Origin of the sequence: Aliihoeflea sp. 2WW, from assembly GCF_000497755.1 — a bacterium.
In the GTDB taxonomy this organism is placed as follows: domain Bacteria; phylum Pseudomonadota; class Alphaproteobacteria; order Rhizobiales; family Rhizobiaceae; genus Aliihoeflea.
Genome location: NZ_AYOD01000015.1, coordinates 86,716 through 113,009, shown reverse-complemented (window position 1 = coordinate 113,009; position 26,294 = coordinate 86,716). Strand labels below are relative to the sequence as shown.

Annotated in this window: 26 protein-coding genes; 19 read left to right on the top strand and 7 right to left on the bottom strand. The window is 64.7% G+C overall.

What is annotated here, in order from left to right:
- Positions 1-21: 21 nt before the first annotated feature.
- Positions 22-525 (top strand): DUF3833 family protein, encoded by a 504-nt coding sequence (locus ALII_RS0109535; protein ID WP_024587091.1) that lies wholly within the window; start codon positions 22-24, stop codon positions 523-525.
- On the opposite strand, the gene ALII_RS0109530 is transcribed toward ALII_RS0109535, so the two are convergent.
- Both ALII_RS0109530 and ALII_RS0109525 read right to left on the bottom strand, forming a co-directional pair.
- On the bottom strand, positions 522-1,457 hold the full coding sequence (locus tag ALII_RS0109530; protein ID WP_024587090.1) for a bifunctional helix-turn-helix transcriptional regulator/GNAT family N-acetyltransferase: 936 nt from the start codon (positions 1,455-1,457) through the stop codon (positions 522-524). The two genes, ALII_RS0109535 and ALII_RS0109530, sit on opposite strands and share 4 nt — an antisense overlap.
- Before the next feature lie 48 nt (positions 1,458-1,505).
- The gene (locus ALII_RS0109525) at positions 1,506-2,372 is read right to left on the bottom strand and encodes an endonuclease/exonuclease/phosphatase family protein (RefSeq protein WP_024587089.1); all 867 of its coding nucleotides are present in this window, start codon (positions 2,370-2,372) and stop codon (positions 1,506-1,508) included.
- An 89-nt stretch (positions 2,373-2,461) separates the two neighbouring features.
- On the opposite strand from ALII_RS0109525, the gene obgE reads away from it, so the two are divergent.
- From obgE to serA, 16 genes are all read left to right on the top strand, one after another.
- A complete protein-coding gene (gene obgE, locus ALII_RS0109520) occupies positions 2,462-3,499 on the top strand; it encodes a GTPase ObgE (RefSeq protein WP_024587088.1) in 1,038 nt (345 codons plus the stop codon).
- A 5-nt stretch (positions 3,500-3,504) separates the two neighbouring features.
- Entirely contained in the window at positions 3,505-4,632 is a 1,128-nt protein-coding gene (gene proB / locus ALII_RS0109515; RefSeq protein WP_024587087.1) for a glutamate 5-kinase, read from the top strand.
- Positions 4,633-4,643: 11 nt separating this feature from the next.
- A complete protein-coding gene (locus tag ALII_RS0109510) occupies positions 4,644-5,930 on the top strand; it encodes a glutamate-5-semialdehyde dehydrogenase (protein WP_024587086.1) in 1,287 nt (428 codons plus the stop codon).
- 190 nt (positions 5,931-6,120) lie between these two features.
- Positions 6,121-6,744 carry a nicotinate-nucleotide adenylyltransferase gene (locus ALII_RS0109505; protein WP_081718950.1) on the top strand — a complete coding sequence of 208 codons (624 nt, stop codon included), beginning with the start codon at positions 6,121-6,123 and terminating at the stop codon, positions 6,742-6,744.
- A gap of 195 nt (positions 6,745-6,939) precedes the next feature.
- Complete coding sequence (gene rsfS, locus ALII_RS0109500) at positions 6,940-7,290, top strand: ribosome silencing factor (RefSeq protein WP_244437395.1); 351 nt, start codon at positions 6,940-6,942, stop codon at positions 7,288-7,290.
- An 83-nt stretch (positions 7,291-7,373) separates the two neighbouring features.
- A complete protein-coding gene (gene rlmH, locus ALII_RS0109495; protein ID WP_024587083.1) occupies positions 7,374-7,853 on the top strand; it encodes a 23S rRNA (pseudouridine(1915)-N(3))-methyltransferase RlmH in 480 nt (159 codons plus the stop codon).
- Between the two features lie 69 nt (positions 7,854-7,922).
- Complete coding sequence (locus ALII_RS0109490) at positions 7,923-9,242, top strand: murein hydrolase activator EnvC (protein WP_051375822.1); 1,320 nt, start codon at positions 7,923-7,925, stop codon at positions 9,240-9,242.
- Positions 9,232-10,563: a S41 family peptidase gene (locus tag ALII_RS0109485; protein ID WP_024587081.1), complete on the top strand. Its 1,332-nt coding sequence runs from the start codon at positions 9,232-9,234 to the stop codon at positions 10,561-10,563. Before ALII_RS0109490 ends, ALII_RS0109485 begins: the two co-directional genes overlap by 11 nt.
- A 108-nt stretch (positions 10,564-10,671) precedes the next feature.
- Positions 10,672-11,817 (top strand): divergent polysaccharide deacetylase family protein, encoded by a 1,146-nt coding sequence (locus ALII_RS0109480; RefSeq protein WP_024587080.1) that lies wholly within the window; start codon positions 10,672-10,674, stop codon positions 11,815-11,817.
- A 9-nt stretch (positions 11,818-11,826) separates the two neighbouring features.
- Positions 11,827-12,342 (top strand): RNA pyrophosphohydrolase, encoded by a 516-nt coding sequence (locus ALII_RS0109475; RefSeq protein WP_024587079.1) that lies wholly within the window; start codon positions 11,827-11,829, stop codon positions 12,340-12,342.
- Positions 12,339-13,013 (top strand): DUF1028 domain-containing protein, encoded by a 675-nt coding sequence (locus ALII_RS0109470; RefSeq protein ID WP_024587078.1) that lies wholly within the window; start codon positions 12,339-12,341, stop codon positions 13,011-13,013. Before ALII_RS0109475 ends, ALII_RS0109470 begins: the two co-directional genes overlap by 4 nt.
- A gap of 148 nt (positions 13,014-13,161) precedes the next feature.
- A complete protein-coding gene (gene glmM / locus ALII_RS0109465; RefSeq protein WP_024587077.1) occupies positions 13,162-14,514 on the top strand; it encodes a phosphoglucosamine mutase in 1,353 nt (450 codons plus the stop codon).
- Between the two features lie 198 nt (positions 14,515-14,712).
- Positions 14,713-15,516 (top strand): outer membrane beta-barrel protein, encoded by an 804-nt coding sequence (locus ALII_RS0109460; RefSeq protein ID WP_024587076.1) that lies wholly within the window; start codon positions 14,713-14,715, stop codon positions 15,514-15,516.
- Between the two features lie 163 nt (positions 15,517-15,679).
- The gene (locus ALII_RS0109455) at positions 15,680-16,372 is read left to right on the top strand and encodes an outer membrane protein (protein ID WP_024587075.1); all 693 of its coding nucleotides are present in this window, start codon (positions 15,680-15,682) and stop codon (positions 16,370-16,372) included.
- A 195-nt stretch (positions 16,373-16,567) separates the two neighbouring features.
- Positions 16,568-17,743: a phosphoserine transaminase gene (locus tag ALII_RS0109450; protein ID WP_029660378.1), complete on the top strand. Its 1,176-nt coding sequence runs from the start codon at positions 16,568-16,570 to the stop codon at positions 17,741-17,743.
- 68 nt (positions 17,744-17,811) lie between these two features.
- A complete protein-coding gene (gene serA / locus ALII_RS0109445; protein WP_024587073.1) occupies positions 17,812-19,410 on the top strand; it encodes a phosphoglycerate dehydrogenase in 1,599 nt (532 codons plus the stop codon).
- A gap of 49 nt (positions 19,411-19,459) precedes the next feature.
- Here serA and ALII_RS0109440 read toward each other — a convergent pair whose 3' ends face one another.
- Genes ALII_RS0109440 through ALII_RS0109430 form a run of 3 tightly spaced genes read right to left on the bottom strand, consistent with a single transcriptional unit; the run spans position 19,460 to position 20,955 of the window.
- The gene (locus ALII_RS0109440) at positions 19,460-19,846 is read right to left on the bottom strand and encodes a DUF4112 domain-containing protein (RefSeq protein WP_024587072.1); all 387 of its coding nucleotides are present in this window, start codon (positions 19,844-19,846) and stop codon (positions 19,460-19,462) included.
- A complete protein-coding gene (locus ALII_RS21920; protein WP_035449617.1) occupies positions 19,843-20,001 on the bottom strand; it encodes a YqaE/Pmp3 family membrane protein in 159 nt (52 codons plus the stop codon). Before ALII_RS21920 ends, ALII_RS0109440 begins: the two co-directional genes overlap by 4 nt.
- Before the next feature lie 57 nt (positions 20,002-20,058).
- Entirely contained in the window at positions 20,059-20,955 is an 897-nt protein-coding gene (locus ALII_RS0109430) for a DMT family transporter (RefSeq protein WP_024587071.1), read from the bottom strand.
- A gap of 197 nt (positions 20,956-21,152) precedes the next feature.
- Here ALII_RS0109430 and ALII_RS0109425 point away from each other — a divergent pair, with 197 nt between their 5' ends.
- Both ALII_RS0109425 and ALII_RS0109420 read left to right on the top strand, forming a co-directional pair.
- Positions 21,153-22,451 carry an adenylosuccinate synthase gene (locus tag ALII_RS0109425; RefSeq protein WP_024587070.1) on the top strand — a complete coding sequence of 433 codons (1,299 nt, stop codon included), beginning with the start codon at positions 21,153-21,155 and terminating at the stop codon, positions 22,449-22,451.
- A gap of 62 nt (positions 22,452-22,513) precedes the next feature.
- Complete coding sequence (locus ALII_RS0109420; protein WP_024587069.1) at positions 22,514-24,106, top strand: hypothetical protein; 1,593 nt, start codon at positions 22,514-22,516, stop codon at positions 24,104-24,106.
- A gap of 57 nt (positions 24,107-24,163) precedes the next feature.
- Here the strand turns inward: ALII_RS0109420 and rpoH are convergent, their stop codons facing one another.
- Together rpoH and ALII_RS0109410 are read right to left on the bottom strand one after the other, a co-directional pair.
- Complete coding sequence (rpoH, locus tag ALII_RS0109415) at positions 24,164-25,072, bottom strand: RNA polymerase sigma factor RpoH (protein ID WP_024587068.1); 909 nt, start codon at positions 25,070-25,072, stop codon at positions 24,164-24,166.
- A gap of 175 nt (positions 25,073-25,247) precedes the next feature.
- Entirely contained in the window at positions 25,248-26,288 is a 1,041-nt protein-coding gene (locus ALII_RS0109410; RefSeq protein WP_024587067.1) for an RluA family pseudouridine synthase, read from the bottom strand.
- Positions 26,289-26,294: the final 6 nt, after the last annotated feature.

The following is a 26,294-nucleotide window of genomic DNA, read 5'->3' as shown; positions in this document are numbered from 1 at the left end:
TCCGGACTGGAGATCACTGTCATGCGCCGTCTCGCCGCTTTCGCATCGATCATGCTGGCCGCCTGCCTTTCGCTTGGGCATGCCGAGGCCAAGAATTTCCTGCTCGAAGAATACTTCGCCGGCAAGACCGTCGCCGAAGGATCGTTTCGGGCGATCAATTTCACGAGCCGCAAATTCACCGTCGATCTGACGGGGACGTGGGACGGGCGCACGCTGACCTTGCGTGAAGACTTCGTCTATGACGATGGCGAGCGCGACACCAAGACGTGGCGGTTCACGAAGACCTCGCCTACGACCTATACCGGAACACGCGAGGACGTCGTCGGGCAGACGCTGGTGACGAGCGACGGCAATGTCGCGACGTTCTCCTATCAGGTCTATCTGACGCCTGAAACGCAGGAAAACCTGGTCACCTTCTTCGACCGAATGGTCCTCAATGAGGACGGCACTGTTTTGAACAAGGCCACGGTGATGAAATACGGCTTTCCCGTAGCGTGGACACGCGTCGATTTCCGTCGCGACTAGAGCGCAAGTTCCCAGTCTTCGCCGACCATTTCCTGTCCGAAGGAAGAGTGCGGCTTACGCGCGACGCATGTGAAACCCGCTGCCTGATAGATGTGCAGCGCCGACGACAGGATGTCGTTCGTCCAGAGCACTAGACGTGAATAGCCGGCCTCTCGCGCGCCTTCGATGCAGGCATCGACGAGCCTTCGTCCCAGTTTCTGCCCACGCAATGCGGGTTCGACGTAGAGAAGCCGCAGGCGTCCGACGTCTGCGCTGTCGCGCATCAGGAAGACCGAACCGACCGTTGCGCCGCCGCGATCGGCGATCCAGGCGCGCTCCCCAAGTTCGCGTGGGCGTCGCGCGAAAGCGACCAGGATTTCCGCCACCAGCGCCTCGAACGTGGCATCGAAGCCGTATTCGTGGTGGTAGAGCAGGCCCTGCCGATGCGCGATCCAGCCGAGATCGCCGACTTCGAAATCACGCAGACGGATCGGCGGCTCTGCGATTGCAGGCTCGAGGAGAGAGCGAACCTCCGACATGGCGCGCACCAGACGACTGCGGTCAGAGGATGCCAATCCATCGACGAGTTCGGCGGCCTGCATTTGCGAGGCGCGATCGAGCGGGGCAAACGCGGCGCGACCGGCAGCGGTCAGTTCGAGAATGGCGCGGCGACCGTCCTTGGTCGATGGGGTCGCCTCAAGCAAACCGGCTGCCTTGAACCGCGTCAGGATGCGGCTCAGATAGCCTGCGTCGAGCCCCAGTTCGCGGGCGATCGTGCTTGCCACCAGTCCTTCGCGCGTGGCGAGTTCGTAGAGGATGCGTGCTTGCGTCAGGGTGAAATTGCTCGCCAGAAATCCATGTTCGAGCAAGCCCATGCGCCTTGTGTAGAAGCGGCCAAATGCCCGCAATGCCTCTTCAGGTGACGGTTCCGTATCAGCGGGGCGAGCGTCCATGGCAAATCCTCCGCCACGAGCATTTGCGCATTAAGTTGACGGAGTCAACTATTGTGCTGCAAGGTCCAACCATAGCGGCAGGTGGTCCGAGCCTTGTGCGTCGATATCGACATGGGATGAAGCAAGATGGGCGGCGAGGGTGGCCGTGACGAATGCGTAGTCGATGCGCTTGTGTCGCGCGGCGTCTGTCGGTCGTTCCGGATCGACCCAGCTATGCGATTCCGATTTGAGGTGCGCTGCCGCGTCCACGAATTTATCCGCCACCAGCGGCAGGCCAAACTCGTGGTCGATGCTGCCGGTCATTTCGAGATATTCGGGCGAGCCGGGGAGCATGTTGAAATCACCCAGCAGCACCGCGTTTTCGGGACGGGGCGGTTCGGGGAAGCCCATTTCCGCGACGCCGGTCAGGCCGCCGCCTTCATGCGGGTAGGCCAGGACGCGTTCCATCAGGTGCCGGATCTGCATCAGGCGCTCGTCGGGCGAGCGGTGGTCGAGATGGGTGGAGTAGAACCGGATCGGGCCGAGCGGTGTGTCGACCAGGGCTTCCAGCGCGCTGCGCTGGAAGTTCATCTTCGCGATGGAGCGCCGGCGCGGCAGGAGAAGGTTGCGCGAGGCAAGGATCGGCGTTTTGGACAGGATCATGTTGCCGAACTGGAAGCGCAGATCGACGGCTTTTCCGTCCTTCACATGCGAGCCCATGTCGATCTCGAAGGAGGGGCCGAAGACGGAGAAATAGTCCGGCAGCAAAGCGCGGATTTCGGCCGGCATGTCGCGGCCCTGATTGCTGGGGTTGTTGCGCGAGACCTCCTGCAGCGCGATCAGGTCGGCGCCGCGCACCGCGTCGACGATGCGCGCGATGTCGTATCGCTTGTCGAGGCCGATCCCATACTGGATGTTGTAGGACACGCATTTCATCGGTTTCACCCCCGCGCCCCTCGCACTTGGGCGCATGATGGGCTAGATGAACGCCCAAAGACCAAATCCCCTCAACGATTGTCAATGCGATGAAATTTCTCGACCAGGCCAAGGTGTATATTCGATCCGGCGACGGCGGTGCCGGCGCCGTCTCCTTTCGGCGCGAGAAGTTCATCGAGTTTGGCGGACCGGATGGCGGCGATGGCGGGCGTGGCGGCGATGTCTGGGCGGAGGCGGTCGACGGGCTCAACACGCTGATCGACTATCGCTACCAGCAGCACTTCAAGGCGCAGACGGGCGTTCACGGCATGGGCCGCAACCGCACCGGCGCGGGCGGGTCGGACGTGGTGCTGAAAGTGCCCGTCGGCACGCAGATCTACGAGGAAGACAACGAGACACTGATCTGCGACCTGACGCGCATCGGCGAGCGCTACCGGCTTGCCAAGGGCGGCAATGGCGGTTTCGGCAACCAGCATTTCAAGACCTCGACGAACCAGGCGCCGCGCCGCGCCAATCCGGGCCTCGAAGGCGAAGAGCGCACGATCTGGTTGCGGCTGAAGCTGATCGCCGATGCCGGGCTCGTCGGCCTGCCCAACGCCGGCAAGTCGACCTTCCTCGCCACCGTGACGGCGGCCAAGCCAAAGATCGCCGATTATCCCTTCACCACGCTGCATCCGGGCCTCGGCGTCGCGCGGGTCGATGCGCGCGAGTTCGTCATCGCCGACATTCCGGGCCTGATCGAGGGCGCGCATGAGGGCGTCGGCATCGGCGATCGCTTCCTCGGCCATGTGGAGCGCACGCGGGTGCTGCTGCATCTCGTCTCCGCGCGCGAAGAGGATGTCGCAGATGCCTACGAGACCGTGCGCGGCGAGCTCGAAGCCTATGGCAACGGTCTCGACGAGAAGCCGGAAATCCTGGCGCTGAGCCAGGCCGACACGGTCGATGCCGAGACGCTGGCCGAAAAGGCCGCCGCACTCGAAGAGGTTGCCGGCCACGCACCGATGATCCTGTCGGCCGCGACGGGGCAGGGGGTGCAGAACGTGCTTCGCGCACTGATCGCCAACGTCGAAACCGCACGCGCCGTCGAGACGCCGCCGGCGGACGATCCGCGGTGGCAGACGGAGTAAGCGCGATGAAGGCGCTATCGTCTCACCGCCGCATCACGGTCAAGATCGGCTCGGCTCTTCTCGTCGACCGTGCGAGCGGGTTGAAGCGGGAATGGCTGGCCTCGCTCGCGGAGGATATCGGCAGGCTGACCGCGGAAGGCTGCGAAGTGCTCGTCGTCTCGTCGGGAGCCATCGCGCTTGGACGCAACATTCTCGGCCTCGGGCGTCGTGCCTTGCGGTTGGAGGAAAGCCAGGCGGCGGCCGCTGCGGGCCAGATCGCGCTTGCGGGTGCCTGGGCCGAGGAATTGGGCCGCGTCGGGCTCAAATCCGGCCAGGTCCTCGTAACGCTCGGCGATACCGAGGAGCGGCGGCGCTATCTCAATGCCCGCGCGACGATCTCGACGCTTCTGAAACTCAACGCGGTTCCCGTCATCAACGAGAACGACACGGTCGCGACCTCAGAAATCCGCTATGGCGACAATGATCGGCTCGCCGCGCGCGTCGCCACCATGATGGGCGCCGACCTGCTCGTGCTACTCTCCGACATCGACGGCCTCTACACCGCGCCGCCGCAACTCGATCCCGACGCGATTTTCATCCCCCATGTCGAGGCGATCACGCCGCAGATCGAGGCGATGGCGGGCGCGGCCGCGTCTGAACTTTCGCGCGGCGGGATGCGCACCAAGATCGATGCCGGCAAGATCGCGACGGCCGCCGGAACCGCCATGATCATCACCTCCGGCGCGCGGCAGAACCCGCTTGCCGCGATCGATGCCGGCGAGCGGGCGACCTATTTCGAGGCGAGCGCCCATCCGGTGCGCGGCTACAAGACATGGATCGCGGGCCAGCTCGAGCCGGCGGGCCGCATATCCGTCGATGCCGGCGCGGTGCGGGCTCTGCAGGCGGGCAAGTCGCTGCTGCCGGCGGGCGTCACGCTCGTCTCCGGCCAGTTCGCGCGCGGCGACACGGTCGCGATCCTGGGGCCAGACGGCGCTGAGGTCGCGCGCGGACTTGTTGCCTATGACGCAACGGATGCCGTAAAGATCGCGGGACTGAAAACGGCCGAGATCGAAACGGTTCTCGGCTATGAAGCGCGCGCGGCGATGGTGCATCGGGACGATCTCGTCATGTCCCGCGCGGTGGTTGCAGGGTAAGGGAGAGCATCATGCTCCAGGCGCATGAAGGATCGCGAAACGACGTCGCAGCGCTGATGGCCGAGATCGGTCGTCGCGCGCGGGCGGCGGCGCGACCGTTGGCGCTGGCGTCGGCGGAGCGCAAGCATGCGGCGCTGGTGGGCATGGCGCAGGCTGTTGCGCGGCAGGAGCAGGCGATCTTGTCTGCCAATGCACTCGATATGGCCAATGGTGAAGAGGCCGGGCTGTCGCCTGCGATGCTCGACCGCCTCAAGCTCGATTCAGGCCGAATCCGCGCGATCGCCGACGGCATCCGCGCGATCGCCGAACTGAAAGATCCGATCGGCGAAATCATCGCCGAATGGGACCGGCCGAACGGGCTTCACATCGAACGGGTGCGCACGCCGCTTGGTGTCATCGGCGTCATCTACGAAAGCCGCCCCAACGTGACGGCCGATGCCGGCGCGTTGTGCCTCAAGGCCGGCAATGCCGTCATCCTGCGCGGCGGATCGGATTCGCTCAATTCCTCGCAGGCGATCCACGCCTGCCTCATCGAGGGACTGAAGGCGGCGGGGTTGCCCGGCGATGCGATCCAGCTCGTCCCGACCACGGACCGCGCCGCCGTCGGCGAGATGCTGACCGGGCTGTCGGGCAATCTCGACGTGATCGTGCCGCGCGGCGGCAAGAGCCTCGTCGGCCGCGTGCAGACGGAAGCGCGGGTGCCCGTCTTCGCGCACCTCGAAGGCATCTGCCATCTCTATATCGACCGCAGCGCCGATCTCGACATGGCGGTGCAGATCGCCGTCAACGCCAAGATGCGGCGTACCGGCATCTGCGGGTCGGCCGAGACGCTGCTCGTGGACCGCGCGGTGAAGGACACGCACCTGTTGCCGATCTTGAACGCGCTCGATGCGGCGGGCTGCGAAATCCGCGCCGAGAACGAGGTGCGTTCCGTTTTCGCCAAGGCCGCGCCAGCGAAAGAAGAAGACTGGTCTACCGAGTATCTTGATGCGATCATCTCCGTGAAGCTTGTCGATGGCGTTTCCGACGCGATCGACCATATCGAGCACTATTCCTCGCATCATACCGAGGCGATCGTCACAGACGATGCGGCGACGGCGGAGCGGTTCTTCAACGAGATCGATTCGGCCATCCTGCTGCACAACGCCTCGACCCAGTTCGCCGATGGCGGCGAGTTCGGCATGGGCGCGGAGATCGGCATCGCGACGGGGCGCATGCACGCGCGCGGGCCGGTGGGTGTCGAGCAGTTGACGTCGTTCAAATATCGCGTGCGCGGGGCCGGACAGGTGCGGCCATAGCAGGTTCGGGTCAGTCTGCGCCAGGCACCCCCCTCTGCCCTGCCGGGCATCTCTCCCTCAAGGGGGGAGATCATGCTGTGGCGGTGGGTTCGCCAAACATTGAATGTCGCAGAGTGGGCGCGAGCTTGACGCGAATGATCTCCCCCCTTGAGGGGGAGATGGCCGGCAGGCCAGAGGGGGGTGCCTCGCGATGAGCCAGACCCCCATCTCTCCAAAACACCTGCACATGCCACACGTCGAAAAAGGCATGGCCGTCGGCCTTTTCGGCGGGTCGTTCAATCCACCACATGGCGGACATGCACTCGTCGCCGAGATCGCGCTGCGTGCGCTTCGCCTCGACCAGCTCTGGTGGATCGTCACGCCCGGCAATCCGCTCAAGGCCGGGCGCGAGGCGTTGCCGCTGTCCGAGCGCATCGCGCTGTCCGAAACGCTGACTGAGAACCCCCGCATCAAGATCACCGCATTCGAGGCCGGATCGGCGATCCGCTACACGGCCGACATGATCGATCATGTGACGACGCGCAATCCCGGCGTCGATTTCGTCTGGATCATGGGCGCGGACAATCTGCGCGATTTCCACCTCTGGCAGCGCTGGCGCGAGATCGCGCGAACCGTGCCGATCGCGGTGATCGACAGGCCGGGCGCGACGCTCGCCTTCCTGTCGTCGAAGATGGCGCAGACCTTCAGCCGCTCACGCGTCGACGAAAGCGATGCGGCCACGCTCGCGCGCACCCGGCCGCCGGCCTGGACCTTCATCCACGGTCCGCGATCCTCGCTTTCCTCCACCGCCATCCGATCGGCCGAACGATCGTGATTGGATCGTTTCTTCGCGTGTCTTGAAACCTTAACGGGACTCTGCCTATCTATGGTGCGGGCAAGATCATCGGATTCGAATTCACGGACCGACATTAGATCGCCCCACTGTTGTTCTTGATCGAAAGGAAAAACGCTGAGAACAGCACTCCAAGGGAAGGCCGAACACGTGCCTTCGTCGTCCGGGATGACCCGCATGGTCGAGCCGTCCCAGATCCTGAACTCGGTCCTTGCCAGTCTGGAAGACTCCAAGGCCGAAAACATTGTCCCCATCGACATTCAGCGCAAGTCCAGCCTCGGCGACTTCATGGTCGTCGCGTCGGGCCGCTCCCATCGTCATGTCGCCGCCGTCGCCGATCATCTGATCAAGGCGGTCAAGGAGGCAGGACTGGGTACGCCGCGCGTGGAGGGCCTGGCCAGTGCGGACTGGGTGCTCGTCGATACGGGCGACATCATCGTGCACATCTTCCGGCTCGAGGTGCGTGAGTTCTACAACATCGAAAAGATGTGGCAGGCTCCCGATCTCGACGACGAGACCGTGCACTAAGCCGCGGGCGTAGACCTCCGCCGGCTCGAAATGCCCGCATCCGGCGGGGATCGACACGTTCGGCTTGAAACCGGAGCGCCCGCTTGCGCCTCTCCATACATGCTGTCGGCCGCATGAAGGCCGGGCCCGAGCGCGACCTCGTTGCGCGCTATCTCGACCGTCTCGCCAAGGCGGGCCCGGCGGTCGGCATGGAGTTTTCCGGCGTCACCGAGATCGCGGAAAGCCAAGCGCGCAGTGCCGAACAGCGCATGCGCGAGGAGGCCGACAGGCTCGAAAGTGCCCTGGGCGATGCCGCGCTGGTGCTTCTCGACGAGCGCGGCAAGAACATGACCTCGCCGGCCTTCTCCGACTACCTTTCGCGCCATATCGATGGCGGACGGAAGACGATGATCGTCGCGATCGGCGGCGCCGACGGGCACGATCCGGCGCTGCGCGCCAAGGCGGACCTGCTGCTCTCCTTCGGCGCCCTGACCTGGCCGCACCAGCTCGTGCGCGTGCTCCTCGCCGAACAGCTCTACCGCGCCTCGACCATCCTTTCGAACCATCCCTACCACCGGGCCTGACATGGTTGATCGTTCCTTAACGATCGCGCCCCAGGATCGGCATCGACGATTCGGGTTGGACGGAATTCAGTGCGGCAGCTTTCGACGATTGGCAGGACGGGCGGCCTTGCATTGGCATTCATGATGCTGTGCCAGTTCGCCTCGCCGTCGCTGGCGAGTCCGGAAGCCGACGACATCGCGGCCATGGAGCTTCGGCACGCGCAGTCGACCGACGAATACGAGGAAATCCAGTCGCAGATCGCGCTGACGAGCGAGCGGCTGTTGGAATTGGAAGTCGAGATCGAGGCGGTGCGCAAGGACCACGCCGCGCTATCGGCCGCGCTGGTTCAGGCAGCCAAGACGGAGCGCAAGCTTCAGCAGGATATCGAGGACATCGCCGCGCGGCTGGACGGGATGCGGCATCAGGAAGACCGGCTGCGCTTATCGCTCGGCGAGCGGCGCGAATTGCTGGGCGAGGTTCTGGCTGCGCTGCAGCGCATGGGCCTCAACCCGCCGCCCGCGATCCTGGTGCAGCCGGAAGATGCGCTCGCCTCCGTACGCAGCGCCATCCTGCTCGGCTCGGTCGTTCCGGAAATGCGCCACGAGACCGCCGAACTCCTCGCCGACCTCAAGCAATTGTCGTCGCTGAAGGCGTCGATCGAAGGCGAGCGCGCCCGCCTCTTTCGGACCGTCGCCGATCAGGCCGGCGAAAAGCATCGTCTGGCGGGCCTGATCGCGGAAAAGCAGAAGCTCGAAGAGCAGTCGGCGGCCGATCTCGCCGAGCAGCAGGCGCGCTCCGAGGAGATGGCGGGGCGGGCGGGAACGCTCCAGGACCTGATCGCTTCACTGGAAAGTGACATTTCGGGCGCGCGCGAAGCGGCGGAAGAGGCCGCGAAGGCGGCAGAGGAAGCGCGGCGCCAGCTACCTCCGGCGCGGGAGCCGAACCTTGCCGCGAGCCTTCCCTTCGAAGCCCTCAAGAATCAGGTCGCATTGCCGGTTTTCGGCCAGATCGGACAGCGCTTCGGCGAGTCGGACGCGGCTGGAAGGCCCCTCATGGGCGACATGGTTAAAACACATTCGGGCGCAATCGTCACGGCTCCGGCGGCCGGGGCCGTTCTCTATGCGGGACCGTTCAGATCCTATGGACAACTCTTGATCCTGAATGTGGGCGAGGGCTATCATGTCGTCCTGGCGGGATTGGGTCGGGTGAGCGTGTCGCTCGGCCAGACCCTGATGGCGGGTGAGCCGGTCGGAGCCATGGGAGAGGCGAGGGTGGCAAGCACTGCCGCCTTCGGGAGTACGAACAATGGCCCGGAACTCTACGTGGAGTTCCGCAGGCAAGGAAAACCCGTCGATCCCTCACCATGGTGGGCGGAGCGCAGTTCTGGAAGGACAGGAAATGATACGTAGAATGTCTCTTCTGATTGCCGGTGCGTTGATGGGCGCGTCCGCGATGAGCCTCGTCCATGGCGGTGCCGGGACGTCGGCGAACGCGGCCGGGTCCGAGACTTACCGGCAACTGGCGATCTTCGGAGACATCTTCGAACGCGTGCGTGCCCAGTATGTGACCGAGCCCGAGGACGCAAAGCTGATCGAGAACGCGATCAACGGCATGCTGACATCGCTCGATCCGCATTCCTCCTATCTGACACCCGACGCGGCGCAGGACATGCGCGTGCAGACCCGCGGCGAATTCGGTGGCCTCGGCATCGAGGTGACGATGGAAAACGACCTCGTGAAGGTCATTTCCCCGATCGAGGATACGCCCGCCGCTCGCGCAGGCGTCCTGGCCGGCGATTTCATCTCGGCGATCGACGGCGAAGAGGTTCGTGGACTGACGCTCGCCGATGCCGTCGACAAGATGCGCGGCAAGGTCGATACCTCGATCGAGCTGACGATTCTGCGCGAAGGCGCTTCTGAACCGATCAAGATCGAGATCGTGCGCGACATCATCAAGGTGCGTGCGGTGCGTCACCGCGTCGAGGAAGACATCGGTTACATCAAGATCAATTCCTTCACCGAGAAGACGCAGGACGACCTCAATGCCGCGATCGAGGCGATCAAGGCCGAGATTCCGGATGAGAACCTCAAGGGCTACGTGCTCGACCTGCGTCTCAATCCGGGCGGTCTGCTCGACCAGTCGGTCAGCGTGACGGACACCTTCCTCGATCGCGGCGAGATCGTCTCGACCCGCGGCCGGGAGGCATCCAACGTGACGCGCTTTGACTCGCGACCGGGCGATGCGATCGACGGCAAGCCGCTGATCGTGCTCGTCAATGGCGGTTCGGCCAGCGCTTCCGAGATTGTCGCCGGAGCGTTGCAGGATCACCGTCGCGCTACCGTCGTCGGCTCGCAGTCCTTCGGCAAGGGCTCGGTCCAGACGATCATTCCGCTCGGCGAAAGCGGTGCGTTGCGTCTGACGACGGCGCTCTACTACACGCCGGCCGGCACCTCGATCCAGGGGAAGGGCATCACGCCCGACATCTCGGTCGACCAGCCGCTGCCGGAAGAGCTCAGGAGCGCTGCCGCCGAGGCGACGCGCGGCGAATCGGCCCTGCCGGGCCATATCCGCGGCGCCGAGGAAGGCGAGGAAGGTTCGGGCTCTTCGGCCTATGTGCCGCCGGAGCCGGAAGACGACATCCAGCTCAACTACGCCTACGACCTGATCCGCGGCGAGAAGACCGATCCGGCCTTCCCGCCCAATCCGGACCGCGCCGTCCTGCAGCAGTAAAGCGGGCGCAATCAAAACAAGGCCGGCGAGGGCGACTTCGCCGGCCTTTTGCATATTCGCGACGAATGCACGATCTTCGCGATAGTGATTCGGGGCTGAGGGCGCGCGGTGCTGGACTTTGGCGACAGGGAGATCGACCGGCCGATCGGCCAGGGGCCGCGGCGAAGATCGCCGCGTGATCCCGGCAGCCGCCGGGTGGCCATCGGTGCGGCAGCCGCCGCGGTCGTTCTTTTCGGGCTTTCGGTCCTCGCCACGCTTCACGATGACGGGTTGCGCTCGCCGCCACCGCTGGTCGTCGCAACCCCGACATCCGAGCCCGAGCCGCAAGTGCCGGCTGCCGAGACGCCGCGTGCCTCCGGCCCGTCCATCACGCGGATCGAGCCACGCAGCGACACGGACAGTCCGAGCGTCGTCACGATCCGCGACCCGGCGGGCCTCTCCCGCAATGCCGCGACCGCGCATTTGCCCGATCCCGATCTCGTCGAGCCCTCCGACTACGGCCCGCTGCCGCGGCGTTCGGCTGACGGAGGACGGCCCTTCGACGCCTATGCGCGTCCCTGGTCGGGCGCGCGCGGGGCGCGAATCGCCATCGTCGTTGGCGGGCTCGGCCTGTCGCAGACCGGTACGCAGCGCGCCATCGAGGTTTTGCCGGCCGAGGTGACGCTCGCCTTCGCACCGGCCGGCAACAGCCTCGATCGCTGGATGCAGACGGCGCGGCGCAAGGGGCACGAACTCTTGATGCAGGTGCCGCTGGAGCCGTTCGACTATCCCAATGTCGATCCGGGTCGCGGCACGCTGACGGTCGATGCCGATCCGATGACCTTTCGCGAAGACCTGCAATGGACCCTCGGCCGGATGACTAACTACACCGGCATCATGAACTATATGGGCGCGCGCTTCGTGGCCGACACTGGCGCGATGCAGGCGCTGATGCGGGAACTCGCCGATCGCGGCCTCGGTTACCTCGACGACGGCTCGTCCGCACGCAGCATCGCCGATACGCAGGCGGCGTCGGCCGGCGTGCCGTTCGCCGCCGCGTCCGTCGCCATCGACACGGTGCGCGAGCGTGGCGATATCCTGCGAAAGCTCGACGAGGCGGAGCGGGTGGCGCGCGCGACGGGCTCCGCCATCGCCATCGGGGCCGGTTTCGACGTGACGATCGATGCCGTTTCGGCGTGGATTTCGGAGGCAAGGCTGCGGGGCATCGAGATCGTCGGCTATTCCGCACTCGCAAACGATCCGGAACGCAGATAGGCAGGGCGGATGAAGAACAAGCTTCCCTACCGCCCTTGCGTCGGCATCATGGTTCTCAATCGCGACGGCCTCGTCTGGGTCGGACGGCGTATCGCCGAGCCCGATGGCGAAATGGCGGGTGCCGCGCAACTGTGGCAGATGCCGCAGGGTGGGATCGATGCCGGCGAGGACCCGCTCGAGGCGGCGCATCGCGAACTCTACGAAGAAACCGGCATGAAGACCGTGTCGCTCATCGAGGCGGCGCCGGACTGGATCAATTACGACCTGCCGCCGCATCTCGTCGGCGTGGCGTTCAAGGGCAAATATTGCGGGCAGATGCAGCGCTGGTTCGCCTTTCGCTTCGAGGGCGATGAAAGCGAGATCGCCATCGATCCTCCGCCCGGCGGCCATGCGGCCGAGTTCGATGCTTGGGCCTGGAAGCCAATGTCGGACCTGCCCGACCTGATCGTGCCGTTCAAGCGCGACGTCTACCGGGCGGTGGTCGACGCGTTCGGGCATCTGGCCGATCTGCGGCAGGGCGCATGACCTTCTCGCTCACCGCACGCTGCCCGCGCACCGGCCAGTTCGGCATCGGCGCCGTCACGGCCATGCCGGCGGTCGGCAAGCTGCTGACCTATGCCTGGCCGGGCAAGGGCGCGGTCGCCACGCAGGCGCTGGTCAATCCCTATCTGGGGATCGACGGGATCGAATTGCTGCGCGCGGGTCATTCGTCCGACGAGGTTCTGGATATCCTGAAGAAAGACGATCCGGAAATCGAGAACCGGCAATTCGCGGTGATGGATTCGACGGGACACGGGGCGGTTTGGACCGGCAGCAAGTGCATCGACTGGCGCGGCCACGCCGTCTTTCCAAACCTCACCGTTCAGGGCAATCGGCTGGAGGGGCCTCAGGTCATCGCGGCGATCCGCGACGCGTTCGAGGCGCATGCCGACCTGCCGCTTGCCGGACGCCTCGTGGAAGCGATCGCCGCTGGCGACGCGCATGGTGGCGACCGCAAGGAAGAACTGTCGTCCACCGTCTATGTGGTCGATACGGAGGAATATCCGCTATGGGACGTGCGGGTCGATCACCATCACGACCCCATCGCCGAGCTGCGGCGTGTCTACGGCGTCTTTTCGCGCGATCTCTATCCGCACATCAAGCGCATGTCGACGCGGGCGAAGCCCATGGGCGAGATCGATGATCGCGCGGTCTGACCTTTCGCGTTTGAAGAATTGTTCAGCAATCGGGATCAAACTTGTCGCGCATGTATTTTGGCGTCTATAGCACCGTTACAAATATTGATGCTCCTTCGCAGCTCAGCCATGGCAAGAGTTGGCCATACCAGACAGCAGGACGAAACGGATGACGAGACGTTATTTCGGTACCGACGGGATTCGCGGCCGTGCCAACAAATTCCCGATGACGGCCGAAACCGCGATGCGCGTGGGCATGGCAACGGGCATGTCGTTCCAGCGCGGCACCCATCGCCACCGCGTGGTGATCGGCAAGGATACGCGGCTGTCCGGCTACATGATCGAGAACGCGATGGTCGCGGGCTTCTGTGCGGCCGGAATGGACGTCTTTCTGCTCGGTCCGATCCCCACCCCCGCCGTCGCCATGCTTGCGCGCTCGCTGCGCGCCGACATCGGCGTGATGATCTCGGCCTCGCACAATCCCTTCTACGACAATGGCATCAAGCTGTTCGGCCCTGATGGCTACAAGCTGTCCGACGCGATCGAGCAGGGCATCGAAGACATGGTCGATGGCGATCTCGACCAGGCGCTGGCGAGTTCCGACGGGCTCGGCCGGGCCAAGCGCATCGACGGCGTGCAGGACCGCTATATCGAATTCGCCAAGCGCACCCTGCCGCGCGCCATGTCGCTGACCGGGCTGCGCGTCGTCGTCGACTGCGCCAATGGCGCGGCCTACAAGGTCGCCCCCAATGCGCTTTGGGAACTGGGCGCCGAAGTCATCACCATCAATGACGAGCCGAACGGCTTCAACATCAACGAGGATTGCGGCTCGACGCATCCCCTGACCCTGTCCAAGAAAGTCCACGAAGTGCGCGCCGACATCGGCATCGCGCTCGACGGCGACGCCGACCGCGTCGTCATCGTCGATGAAAACGGCACCGTGATCGACGGCGACCAGATCATGGCGCTGATCGCCGAGACCTGGCATCAGGCGGGACGGCTGAATGGCGGCGGCCTCGTTGCCACCATCATGTCCAATCTCGGGCTCGAACGCTTCATCAAGGACAAGGGCCTCGAGCTTCACCGCACCAAGGTCGGCGACCGCTACGTCGTCGAGCACATGCGTGCGCATGGATTCAATGTCGGCGGCGAACAGTCGGGCCACGTCGTCCTGACCGATTTCTCGACCACCGGCGACGGGCTCGTCTGCGCACTTCAGGTCCTCGCCTGCGTCAAGCGCGCGGGCAAGCCGGTCAGCGAAGTGTGCCGCAAGTTCGAGCCGGTGCCGCAGATCCTCAAGAACGTCCGGTTTTCCGGCGGCTCGCCGCTCGAGACGGATGTCGTCAAGGAGGCGATAAACGACGCTCAGTCGATGCTCGGCGCGTCGGGCCGCGTCGTCATCCGCCCCTCCGGGACCGAACCGCTGATCCGCGTCATGGCCGAGGCCGACGACCGTTCGATGGTGGAGAAGGTCGTCGACGATCTGGTCGGCGTCATCGGAAGCACCCGCAGCGCCGCCTGATTCCCGCGCCCGTCCGAACCCGAAGGCCTCCCTGCACAGGGGAGGCCTTGTTCGTTTCGGGCCCCGCCAAGCAAAAGTAACTGTCGATTAAGGTAAAGAATTAGGGTTAAGCGCCATTTAACCTTTCTGAGCGATCTTCCTCCAGGTGCAATTCCCGGGGGTAATCAGACGAGCCCGGCGTCTGTGAGGATGAAGATCATGAAACTCAGCATTGTCGCGGCCTTGACGGCCGGTGCAGTTCTCGCTTTGCCGGTCGTCCCGTCGATCGCTGCAGACATCTACGTTCCGCCGGTCTATGAAGCGCCCGTTCCCGTGCCGCAGTTCGGCGGCTGGTATCTGCGCGGCCATGTCGGCATGAGCAACCAGCGCTATGACGGGCTGGACTATCGCTACTTTGGAACCAACAGCCCCGGCTTCACGCAATCCTGGCTCGACGAGGGCGGTTTCGGTTCGGCACCGATCTTCGGCGGCGGTTTCGGCTATGCCTTCAACGACTGGCTGCGCGCAGACGCTACGGCCGAGTATCGCGGCAAGGCTTCGTTCAGCGCGCTCGACATCTTCACTGAAGATGCCACGGGCGACGTCTTCTCCAGCAACGACTACACCGCGCAGAAATCCGAAATTCTTCTGCTGGCGAACGCCTACGCGGATCTTGGCAATTTCGGCGGTGTCTCGCCTTATGTCGGAGCGGGCATCGGTGCCTCGCGCAACACCATCTCGCACTTCAACGACACCAATGTCATCCAGGGTGGAGGCGGATTCGCGCCGTCGAACTCGCAGTGGGAACTGGCCTGGGCGCTCCATGCCGGCCTCGGCTATGCAGTCACCGACCAGCTTACGCTCGACTTCGGCTACAGCTACACGCATCTGGGTGACGGCAAGACCGGCACCGCGCGCAACTACGATCCTGATCCGACGGCAACGCGTGAGAATGACGGCTTCACCTTCAAGGATCTTCATTCGCACGACCTGAAGCTCGGCTTCCGCTACAAGTTCAACTGACCCGCCTTCGTGCGACACGGAAAGGCCCGGCCATGCGCCGGGCCTTTTTCGTTGACGGCACACGCTCCGGTTTATGCTTAACCGCGAATTAACCGGCATGGTTAATGATCGTTCGCATCAGGGGTTCGGCACTGTTAGCCGCCGTCATTGGGAGTTCACGCTGATGCCAACGATTCTGCGCCTTGCCGCCTCCGCGGCGTTGCTTGCGGCGCTCGCCGGCCCGTCTCTGGCGGCCGACTACGATCCGCCGATCTTCATCGAACAGGCGCCGGAATATGTCCCGGTCGAGGTCGGGTCGGGCTGGTATCTGCGCGGCGACGTCACCTATGTGGTCAGCGATCCGCTCTATGAGTTCACCGTTCTCGGAGAGGACACGCGCAATAACCGGTTCGGCGGCTCGGTTGGCATCGGCTACCATTTCAACGACATCCTGCGCGGCGATATCAGTGCGGGGCTGCTCGCAAGCGACCGCTTTTCCGTCGCGGGCGGCGGCGAGCGCTTCGATGCCAAGCATGACGCCTGGTACGGAATGGCAAACGCCTATCTCGACCTCGGCACCGTTTCCGGGTTCACACCCTATATCGGTGCGGGCGCCGGCCTGATGCACACCCGCCAGGGCTACGACTACAGTGTCGGTGGCACGTCGATGTTCGCGTTCCAGGAAAACCAGACCAATTTCGCCTATGCCCTCAACGCAGGCATCAACTATCAGGTGGCCGACAACGTCTCGCTGGACTTCGGCTACCAGTACGTGGATTCCCCGCGCGCCGAGTATCTGAACACCGATACACTGACGATCGATCGCGGGATCGACTATCACCAGATCAAGGTCGGCCTGCGCTACGATCTCTGGTAGACGACACTTCACCGGCTTCCAAAGGGCGGGCTTCGGCTCGCCCTTTTCGTTTCTCGTGCTCCAAAAGCGACGCCAACAATCCTCTTGACGCCGCATGAGGGAAAGAATATCGCCGTCAGTGGGCCACCCCTCCCCAACGAGGGGCCAGCTATCTGGAAGGATAGAACCATGACGACGACCAATTCCACGCCCGCAATCCGTGCGGCGTCCAAGCCGGAAGTGCGCCCGGCAAACCCCAATTTCTCTTCAGGTCCCTGCTCGAAGCGTCCCGGCTGGTCGCTGGATGCGCTCGCCGACGCCCCGCTCGGCCGCTCGCATCGCGCCAAGATCGGCAAGACGAAGCTGCAACAGGCGATCGACCTCACTCGCGAAGTCCTTCAGGTGCCGGCAGACTACCGCATCGGCATCGTGCCGGCCTCCGACACCGGTGCCGTCGAGATGGCGCTCTGGTCGCTGCTCGGCGAGCGCGGCGTCGACATGGTCGCGTGGGAATCGTTCGGCTCGGGCTGGGTCACGGATGTCCTGAAGCAGCTCAGGCTCGACGATGCGCGCAAGATCGAGGCGCCCTATGGCGAGTTGCCCGACCTTTCGCAGATCGATTTCGACCGCGACGTGGTCTTCACCTGGAACGGCACGACCTCGGGCGTGCGCGTGCCGAACGGCGATTTCATTCCGGCCGACCGCAAGGGCCTGACGATCTGCGACGCGACATCGGCCGCCTTTGCTCAAAGGCTCGATTTCGACAAGCTCGATGTCGTCACCTTCTCCTGGCAGAAGGTGCTCGGCGGCGAGGCGGCGCACGGCATGCTGATCCTGTCGCCCCGCGCTGTCGAACGGCTGGAAAGCTACAAGCCCGCCTGGCCGCTGCCGAAGATCTTCCGCCTGACTTCGGGCGGCAAGCTGATCGAGGGCATCTTCAAGGGCGAGACGATCAACACGCCGTCGATGCTGTGCGTCGAGGACTATATCGATGCGCTCCAATGGGCGAAGTCGGTCGGCGGGCTCGACGGGCTGGTCGCCCGCGCCGACGCCAATTTCAAGGTGCTCGACGATTTCGTCGCCGGTTCGACCTGGGCGGGGCATCTGGCGGTCGTGCCCGGGACACGCTCGAACACGTCGGTCTGCCTGTCGATCGCCGATCCCGAGTTCACCGCGCTCTCCGACGATGCGCAGCAGGCTTTCGCCAAGGCGATGGTCTCCGCGCTCGACAAGGAAGGCGTCGCCTTCGACATCGGCGCCTATCGCGATGCACCCGCAGGCCTGCGCATCTGGGCCGGCGCGACCGTCGAGACGGCCGATCTCGAGGCGCTGACGCCCTGGCTCGACTGGGCGTTCGCCACGCAGAAGGCCGCGCTCAAGGCGGCTGCCTGACATCTTTCCCGGAAGCCGCCAGGCGGCTTCCGCTTTCCCCATCTCGCATCGTTTCAAGGAGGCCAGCCATGGCGCCCCGCGTACTCGTATCCGACAAGCTGTCGCCCACCGCCGTCCAGATATTCAAGGATCGCGGCGTCGAGGTCGACTATCTGCCCGATCTCGGCAAGGACAAGGAAAAGCTGCTCGAAGTCATCGGCCAATATGACGGCCTTGCCATCCGCTCGGCCACCAAGGTCACCGAGAAGCTGATCGCGGCCGCGACCAATTTGAAGGTCGTCGGGCGCGCCGGCATCGGCGTCGACAATGTCGACATCCCGGCCGCCTCGCGGCGCGGCATCATCGTGATGAACACGCCCTTCGGCAATTCGATCACGACCGCCGAACACGCCATCGCGCTGATGTTCGCCGTCGCCCGTCAGCTTCCCGAAGCGAACGCCTCGACCCATGCCGGCAAGTGGGAGAAGAACCGCTTCATGGGCGTCGAGATCACCGGCAAGACGCTGGGCGTCATCGGCTGCGGCAATATCGGCTCCATCGTCGCCATGCGCGGCGTCGGGCTCAAGATGCACGTCATCGCCTTCGACCCGTTCCTGTCGGAAGGCCGGGCTCAGGAACTCGGCGTGGAGAAGGTCGAGCTCGACGAAATCTTCGCCCGCTCCGACTTCATCACGCTGCATACGCCGATGACCGACAAGACGCGGGGCATCATCAACAAGGAGGCGCTCGCCAGGATGAAGGACGGCGTGCGCATCATCAACTGCGCGCGCGGCGGCCTGATCGTCGAGGCCGACCTGATCGAGGCGCTGAAGTCCGGCAAGGTCGCCGGCGCGGGCATCGACGTGTTCGAAGTGGAACCGGCGACCGACAGCCCGCTCTTCGGCATGGAAAACGTCGTCGCAACGCCGCATCTGGGTGCCTCGACCTCGGAGGCGCAGGAGAACGTCGCGCTGCAGGTCGCCGAGCAGATGGCGGACTATCTCGTCAAGGGCGCGGTTTCGAACGCCATCAACATGCCGTCGATCACGGCCGAGGAAGCGCCGCGCTTGAAGCCCTTCATCAAGCTCGCCGAGGTCCTGGGCGCGTTCGTGGGGCAGGTGACCGAAGAGCCGATCCAGGAGGTCGAGATCCTGTTCGACGGCAATACGGCATCGATGAACACGCGGGCGCTGGTCTCGGCTGCGCTGGCCGGGCTGATCCGCCCGCAGGTCGCCGACGTCAACATGGTCTCCGCGCCGATCATGGCCAAGGAGCGAGGCGTCGTCCTCTCCGAGGTTCGCCGCGACAAGTCGGGCGTCTTCGACGGCTATATCCGCCTCAACGTCAAGACCAAGACCAAGACGCGCTCGATCGCCGGCACCTGCTTCTCGGACGGCAAACCGCGCTTCATCCAGATCAAGGGCATCAATCTGGACGCGGAAGTGGGCGAGCACATGCTCTACACCACCAATGCCGATGCGCCCGGCATCATCGGTCTGCTCGGCACGGTCTGCGGCAAGAACGGCGTCAACATCGCCAACTTCCAGCTCGGTCGCAATCGACCCGGCGGCGATGCCATCGCGCTGCTCTATCTCGATGCGCCGTTCCCTGAAAAGGTGCTCGAAGAGGTGCGCGCGCACCCGTCGATCGAATCGGCCAAGCCGCTGCATTTCGACGTCGCGGGCTGATTTGATACCGGACTGAAGGACAAGGCGCGGGAGCGATCCCGCGCCTTTTTCATATCTTGTCGCGGTCTTCCAGATGGGTCTGGAGAAGGCGCAGATTTCGCGTCGATGCCTTGTAGAAGAGGTCGAAGACCGAGCCGAGGATCGGCACGGAGCCGACGACCGTGTCGACCGCGACATTGCCGGCCATCTTCACCAGCATCGATTTCGGCACGCCGAGCCGATGCGCCTTGACGATGACATAGGTGGAGATGGCGCCCGCGACGAGGTCGCCCGCGCCGGGAATGAGGCCGAGAACCGGATCGATGCCGAAGCGCACGCCGATGCCGGGAATTTTCCAGCGCGTGTCGAGCAGCTTCGCCAGCCGCCGCACCTCGTCCAGTTCCTTGACGAAGTCGGGAGCAGGCCGGTCGATCCTGGGCGCGGCGGTCGCGATCATTTGCGCAGCACGACCCAGATGGCGTGGATGATGCCGGGAATGTAGCCCAGGAGCGTCAGCAGGATGTTGAGCCAGAAGTGAAGGCCGAAGCCGACCTGCAGGAAGACGCCGAGCGGCGGCAGCAGGATCGCGGCGATGATGCGGATGACGTCCATTTTTTCTCACGCGTTGGGAATGGTGCCCTTCAACGCGCGAGCCGTGCTTTGTTTCCCTCAGATGCGCGCCGCCGCGCGCCGGCCGCTGACCTCGGCCATCGCGATGCCGCCCATGACGAGCACCATGGCGACGGCGTGGAAGGCTTCGAACGCTTCGCCGAGGATGAGGATCGACAGAATGGTGCCGAGGATCGGCACCAGATTGATGAACAGCCCAGCCCGGTTGGCGCCGATGAGCTCGACGCCGCGCATGAAGAAGATCTGCGACAGGAGCGATGGAAAGAGTGCCGTATAGGCGACGATCGCCCAGCCCCGCATGTCCGGCAGCACCAGCCGGTCGGTCGCCGCTTCCCAGGCGACGAAGGGCAGCGAGGCGACCATGGCGCCGAACACCATGACGATCATGATGCTCTGCCAGTGAATCGCCGGCTTGAAGCGCAGCGCGACCGTGTAGAAGCTGTAGAGCAGCACCGCGACGACCATCAGCGCGTCGCCCCGGTTGACGTCGAGTTCGACGAGGCGGGCGAGTTCGCCATGGCTTGCGACGATCGCCACGCCGACGATGGAGAGCACGAAGCCGGCGATTTGCGCCCATGTCACGCGCATGGCGAAGAGCAGGAAATTCGCGGCCATGATGACCATCGGCATGGCCGCCTGCTCGATCGAGACATTGATCGCGGACGTGTAGAGAAGGGCGCTGTAGAGCGCCGCGTTGAACCAGGCGAAGCCCGATGCGCCGAGGATGAAGAGCAGCGCCAGCTTGCCGCGCGCCGCCTTCCAGTCCCGCTTCAACTGCTTCCAGCCGATGAGCCCGATGACGATGAGGCCGACGGCCCAGCGGCTGAAGGTGAGCATCATCGGCGAGATGTGGCCGATGGCGAGCTTGCCGGCGATGGCATTGCCCGCCCACATCAGGGCCGTAAGGAAGAGGAGAATATAGGCGGTGCGAACCATTGCGGCCTTCGTCGGCGGTTGGCCCCCTGTCTATTCATCGGCCATCGCAGGGTAAACCGGGCCGCAAACAAATAATGATTGACCCAGAGCCCAAGCTTTCGCACGCGAAGGGGTCGCGCATGCCTTGATTGCCCGCTATAGAGGCTCTCGTTTTTGCGAGGGGCCGCGCGTCCCGACATTGATGAGGATGGGTTTTCATGGCCAATGTGGTGGTCGTCGGTTCGCAGTGGGGCGACGAAGGCAAGGGCAAGATCGTCGACTGGCTCTCCGAACGCGCCGATGTCGTCGTGCGCTTCCAGGGCGGTCACAATGCCGGCCACACGTTGGTCGTCGATGGCAAGGTCTACAAGCTGTCGCTGCTGCCCTCCGGCGTCGTGCGCCCGGGCAAGATGTCGATCATCGGCAATGGCGTCGTCTTCGACCCGCACGCTTTCGTCGCCGAGATGACCCGTCTCAAGGAGCAGGGCGTTGATGTCGGGCCGGACCGGCTGAAGATCGCGGAGAACACCGCGCTCATCCTGTCGCTCCACCGCGAACTCGACGGCTTCCGCGAGGATGCGGCGTCGAACTCGGGCACCAAGATCGGCACCACGCGCCGCGGCATCGGCCCGGCCTACGAGGACAAGGTCGGCCGGCGCGCCGTGCGCGTCATGGACCTTGCCGACCTTGATACCCTTCCGGCGAAGGTCGACCGCCTGCTCACGCACCACAACGCGCTGCGCCGCGGGCTCGGCCATGGCGAGGTCGCGCATGAGACGATCATGGCGGAGCTGACCTCCATCGCCGACCAGATCCTTCCCTATATGGACCGTGTCTGGAAAGTGCTCGACGATGCCCGCCGCGCCGGCGAGCGCATCCTGTTCGAGGGCGCGCAGGGCACGCTGCTCGACATCGACCACGGCACCTATCCGTTCGTGACCTCGTCCAACACGGTGGCCGGCCAGGCCGCGACCGGCGCGGGTGTCGGTCCGGGCGCGATCGGCTACGTGCTTGGCATCACCAAGGCCTACACGACCCGCGTCGGCGAGGGTCCGTTCCCGAGCGAGCAGGACAACGAGGTCGGCGAATTCCTCGGCACGCGCGGTCGCGAGTTCGGCACCGTCACCGGGCGCAAGCGCCGCTGCGGCTGGTTCGACGCCGTGCTCGTTCGCCAGGCGGTCGCCGTCAACGGCATCGACGGCATCGCCTTGACCAAGCTCGACGTTCTCGACGGGCTCAAGGAGATCAAGGTCTGCACCGGCTATCGCCTCGACGGCGAGGTGATCGACTATCTGCCGGCCAGTCAGGGCGCGCAGGCGCGCGTCGAGCCGATCTACGAGACGCTCGAGGGCTGGGAGGGCACGACCGCCAATGCGCGTTCGTGGAACGACCTGCCGGCCCAGGCGGTCAAGTATGTGCGCTATATCGAAGAGTTGATCGGCGCCCCCGTCGCTCTGCTTTCGACCAGCCCCGAGCGCGACGACACCATACTTGTGACCGATCCCTTTCAAGACTAGTTTCGGGTTCACATAGGGACCCTGACTTCCTGAACCGGAAGCCAGATAAGGCATAGTTTCGCATGGCAGATTTCGTAGCGGTTCTGAAGAAGACGATCGATGGCCTGAAAGACAATTCTCCGCAGATGCGCGAGAAGGTCTATGACAAGGCGCGGGCGACGATCGAGGCGAAGCTCGCCGCGCTCAACCCGCCGCCGCCACCGGCGGTTGCCGATCGCCAGCGCCAGTCGCTCGAAGCGGCGATCGTGCAGGTGCGGGACGAATATGCCGCGCCGCCGCCGCCCGCCGCCGATCCCGATTTCGAGCAGGACTTCTCGAATTTCTTCGGCGAAGAGCAGGAAGAAGCGCGCACCGCATATCGCGACGAGCCGGCAGGTGACGAGGTCGAGCCCTATCAGCCCGTTCCCTCCCGCGCGGCGGAGGAAATCTACGACGAGCCGGCCGCCAGCGACGCAGCCTATGCCGCCGGCCCTGCGGGCTATGACGACGACTACGCAGAGCGCCCCTATTCGGACGCCTATGCGGACGACACCCAGTGGCAGGACGAGGCCCAGCGCGACGTCTTTCTGGACGACGGGCACGCCGATCGCGCGGCGCTACGGCCGGACGAATACGAGGACGACGGTGCCGGCACGCAGCCGCTCTATGCTCCGCGGGTTCCGGTCCGCAAGAAGCGCCGCGCCAGTGCGGGCCTGATCGCCGCGCTTCTCGTCGCGATCGTGGTTGCGGGCGCCGGCTACGGCATCTGGCTCAATCGCGACGACTTCGCCTCCATCTTCGGCTCCGCGCCGCAGGACGTCGCCACGGAGCCGACGGCCGAGCCGGAAGGCGAGGATGTCGCGTCTGCGCCGACCGAAGAGACGGACGCTGCGGAAACGCCGGCGGCGGAGGCTGAAAAGTTCACGCAGCGGCTGATGCCCGACGGCACCGAAGTCGATGAAGGCGTTGCGGGCGAAGAGCCCACGATCGGCGAGGGCACGTCCGTCGCCGCCGTGACGCCGCCCGACCAGGCGCAGGGCGCGACGTCCGGGCCTCAAGCGGGCACGGACCAGGATCAGGACCAGCCGCAACTGGCAGTCGGCCAGCGCGCGATCTTCTACGAGGAGCGCACGTCCAATGCGGAAGGATCGGCCGAATCGGGCACGATCCTGTGGTCTCTGGTGCAGGAATCGCCCGGTGGCGACCTGCCGCCCGAGGCGGCGATCCGTGCCGAGGTCACCATCCCCGCGCGCGATCTGCAGCTTCGCATGACGATCCGCCGCAATGGCGACCAGTCGCTTCCGGCCAGCCACATCATCGAGATGATCTTCCTGACATCCGACGATTTTTCGGGCGGGTCGATCGACAACGTTCTGCGTGTCGCGATGAAGGACACGGAGCAGGCGGCCGGCAATCCGCTCATCGGTATCCCGGCGAAGATCGCGGACGGTTTCTTCCTGGTCGCCCTGTCGGACTCTTCCGCCGAGGTCGAGGCGAACACCACGCTGCTGCGCCGCCAGAGCTGGATCGACATTCCGATCACCTACGGCTCGGGACGCCGCGCGCTGATGACGATGGAAAAGGGCATTCCGGGCGACCGCGTCTTCCAGGAAGCCTTGCGGGCCTGGGCCGCTTTGGCTCCGATCGCCGAGGACAGCGACGAGCAGCCTCAGTAAAAAACGAAAACGCCGGCGTTTAAGCCGGCGTTTTTTGTTTGAGGCGCTGGTGCGAGATCAGCGCGCGTCGGCCTCGATCGTCCGCAGCGACTGCGCCTGGCGCCGCGCTGCGGCCTTGACCGCATCCTGCACCTTCTCGAACGCGCGCACCTCGATCTGGCGGACGCGTTCGCGGCTGATGTCGAACTCGCCTGAAAGCTCTTCCAGCGTCATCGGGTCTTCCGCGAGCCGGCGTGCTTCGAAAATGCGGCGCTCGCGCTCGTTCAGAACGCTCATGGCGTCGCTGAGCAGCGAGCGGCGGCTTTCGAGTTCGTCCTGCTGGACGAGCATCTCTTCCTGGCTTTCATGGTCGTCGACCAGCCAGTCCTGCCACTCGCCCGATTCGCCTTCGGTCGCACGGATCGGCGCGTTGAGCGACGCGTCGCCCGAAAGGCGCCGGTTCATCGACACGACTTCTTCTTCCGAAACGTTGAGGCGCGTCGCGATCTCGGTGATGTGCTCGGGCTTCAGATCGCCCTCGTCGAGCGCCTGGATCTTGCCCTTCACCTTGCGCAGGTTGAAGAACAGGCGCTTCTGATTGGCGGTGGTGCCCATCTTCACCAGGCTCCACGAACGCAGGATGTATTCCTGGATCGAAGCCTTGATCCACCACATCGCATAGGTCGCGAGGCGGAAGCCGCGCTCGGGCTCGAACTTCTTGACGGCCTGCATCAGGCCGACATTGCCCTCGGAAATCACCTCGCCGATCGGCAGGCCGTAGCCGCGATAACCCATCGCGATCTTGGCGACGAGACGCAGATGGCTTGTCACCATCTTGTGGGCGGCAGCGGTGTCGTCATGCTCCAGATAGCGCTTGGCGAGCATGTACTCTTCCTGCGGCTGAAGCATCGGGAAGCGACGGATTTCTTCAAGATAGCGGGAAAGGCCTCCCTCTCCGGTCGCAATGCTTGGTAGTGTCTGGGCCATAAAGCACCCCTTCTCTCAGATCGGCATGCCCCCGTTGAAGGCGGGCAGGTGGCGCAGCGCCGTGGGCCTGTTGCGCCATATCGACAATATAGGGATCGCGCGGGCGAATTGCACGGCACATTTCGCGCTGAAACATAGCGTCGTCCTCAGGTGAACAATGTCACCGGGGATTTCGTCATTCGGATGGCAAACGACGCAGGGTTTCGACAAGTTCCGCGAAATCGGACGGATAAGCCGCTTCGAAGCGCAGAATTTCGTCCGTCCTTGGGTGGCGAAACTGGAGGAGACGGGCATGGAGTGCCTGGCGCGGGAAGTCCGCGACGAGGTCCTTCAGATCATCCGGCAGCTTGTTCGCCTTCGTGCGAAAAGCGCGCCCATATGTCTGGTCGCCGATCAGCGGATGGCCGATATGGCCCATATGGACGCGGATCTGGTGGGTGCGGCCCGTTTCGAGACGGCACTCGACCAGCGAGGCGAACGCCGTCGCATCGGCCCGCCCGCCGAATTTTTCGACGATCTGGTAGTGCGTCACCGCATGGCGGGCATCTGGCCGGCCTTCGGGAACGACGGCGCGTTTCGTGCGGTCGGTGCCCGACCGGCCGAGCGGGGCGTCGACGATGCCGGCCGGTCGCGGTGGAACGCCCCAGAGAACCGCATGGTAAGCGCGTTCGAGATCGCCGGTCCGTCCATGATCGGCAAAGGCATCCGAAAGTGCCCTGTGGGCGAGATCGTTCTTCGCGACCACGAGGACGCCGCTCGTCTCCTTGTCTAGACGGTGGACGATGCCCGGCCGTTTGACGCCGCCGATGCCCGACAGTGTGTCCCCGCAATGGTGGATCAGCGCGTTGACGAGCGTTCCGGTCCAGTTGCCGGCGCCCGGATGCACGACGAGGCCGGCCGGTTTGTCGATGACGATCAGATCGTCGTCCTCGAACAGGATCGCCAGTTCGATCGCCTCGGCCTGCGGTTCCGCCGGCTCCGGTTCCGGCATGCCGAGCGTGACGAGCGTGCCTGCCACCAGCTTCGATTTGGGCTCCAACACCACCTTGCCGTCGATCCGGACGTCGCCGCCCCTGATGATGGCCTGGATGCGGCTGCGGGATAGATTGGGCGCGGTTTGCGCGGCCAGCCACTGGTCCAGACGCGTGCCTGCGGCATCCTCGCCGACGGCGAAGGCTTTCAAACCGGCGGTTGCTTCGCTATCAGGAACGCTCATTTCGCA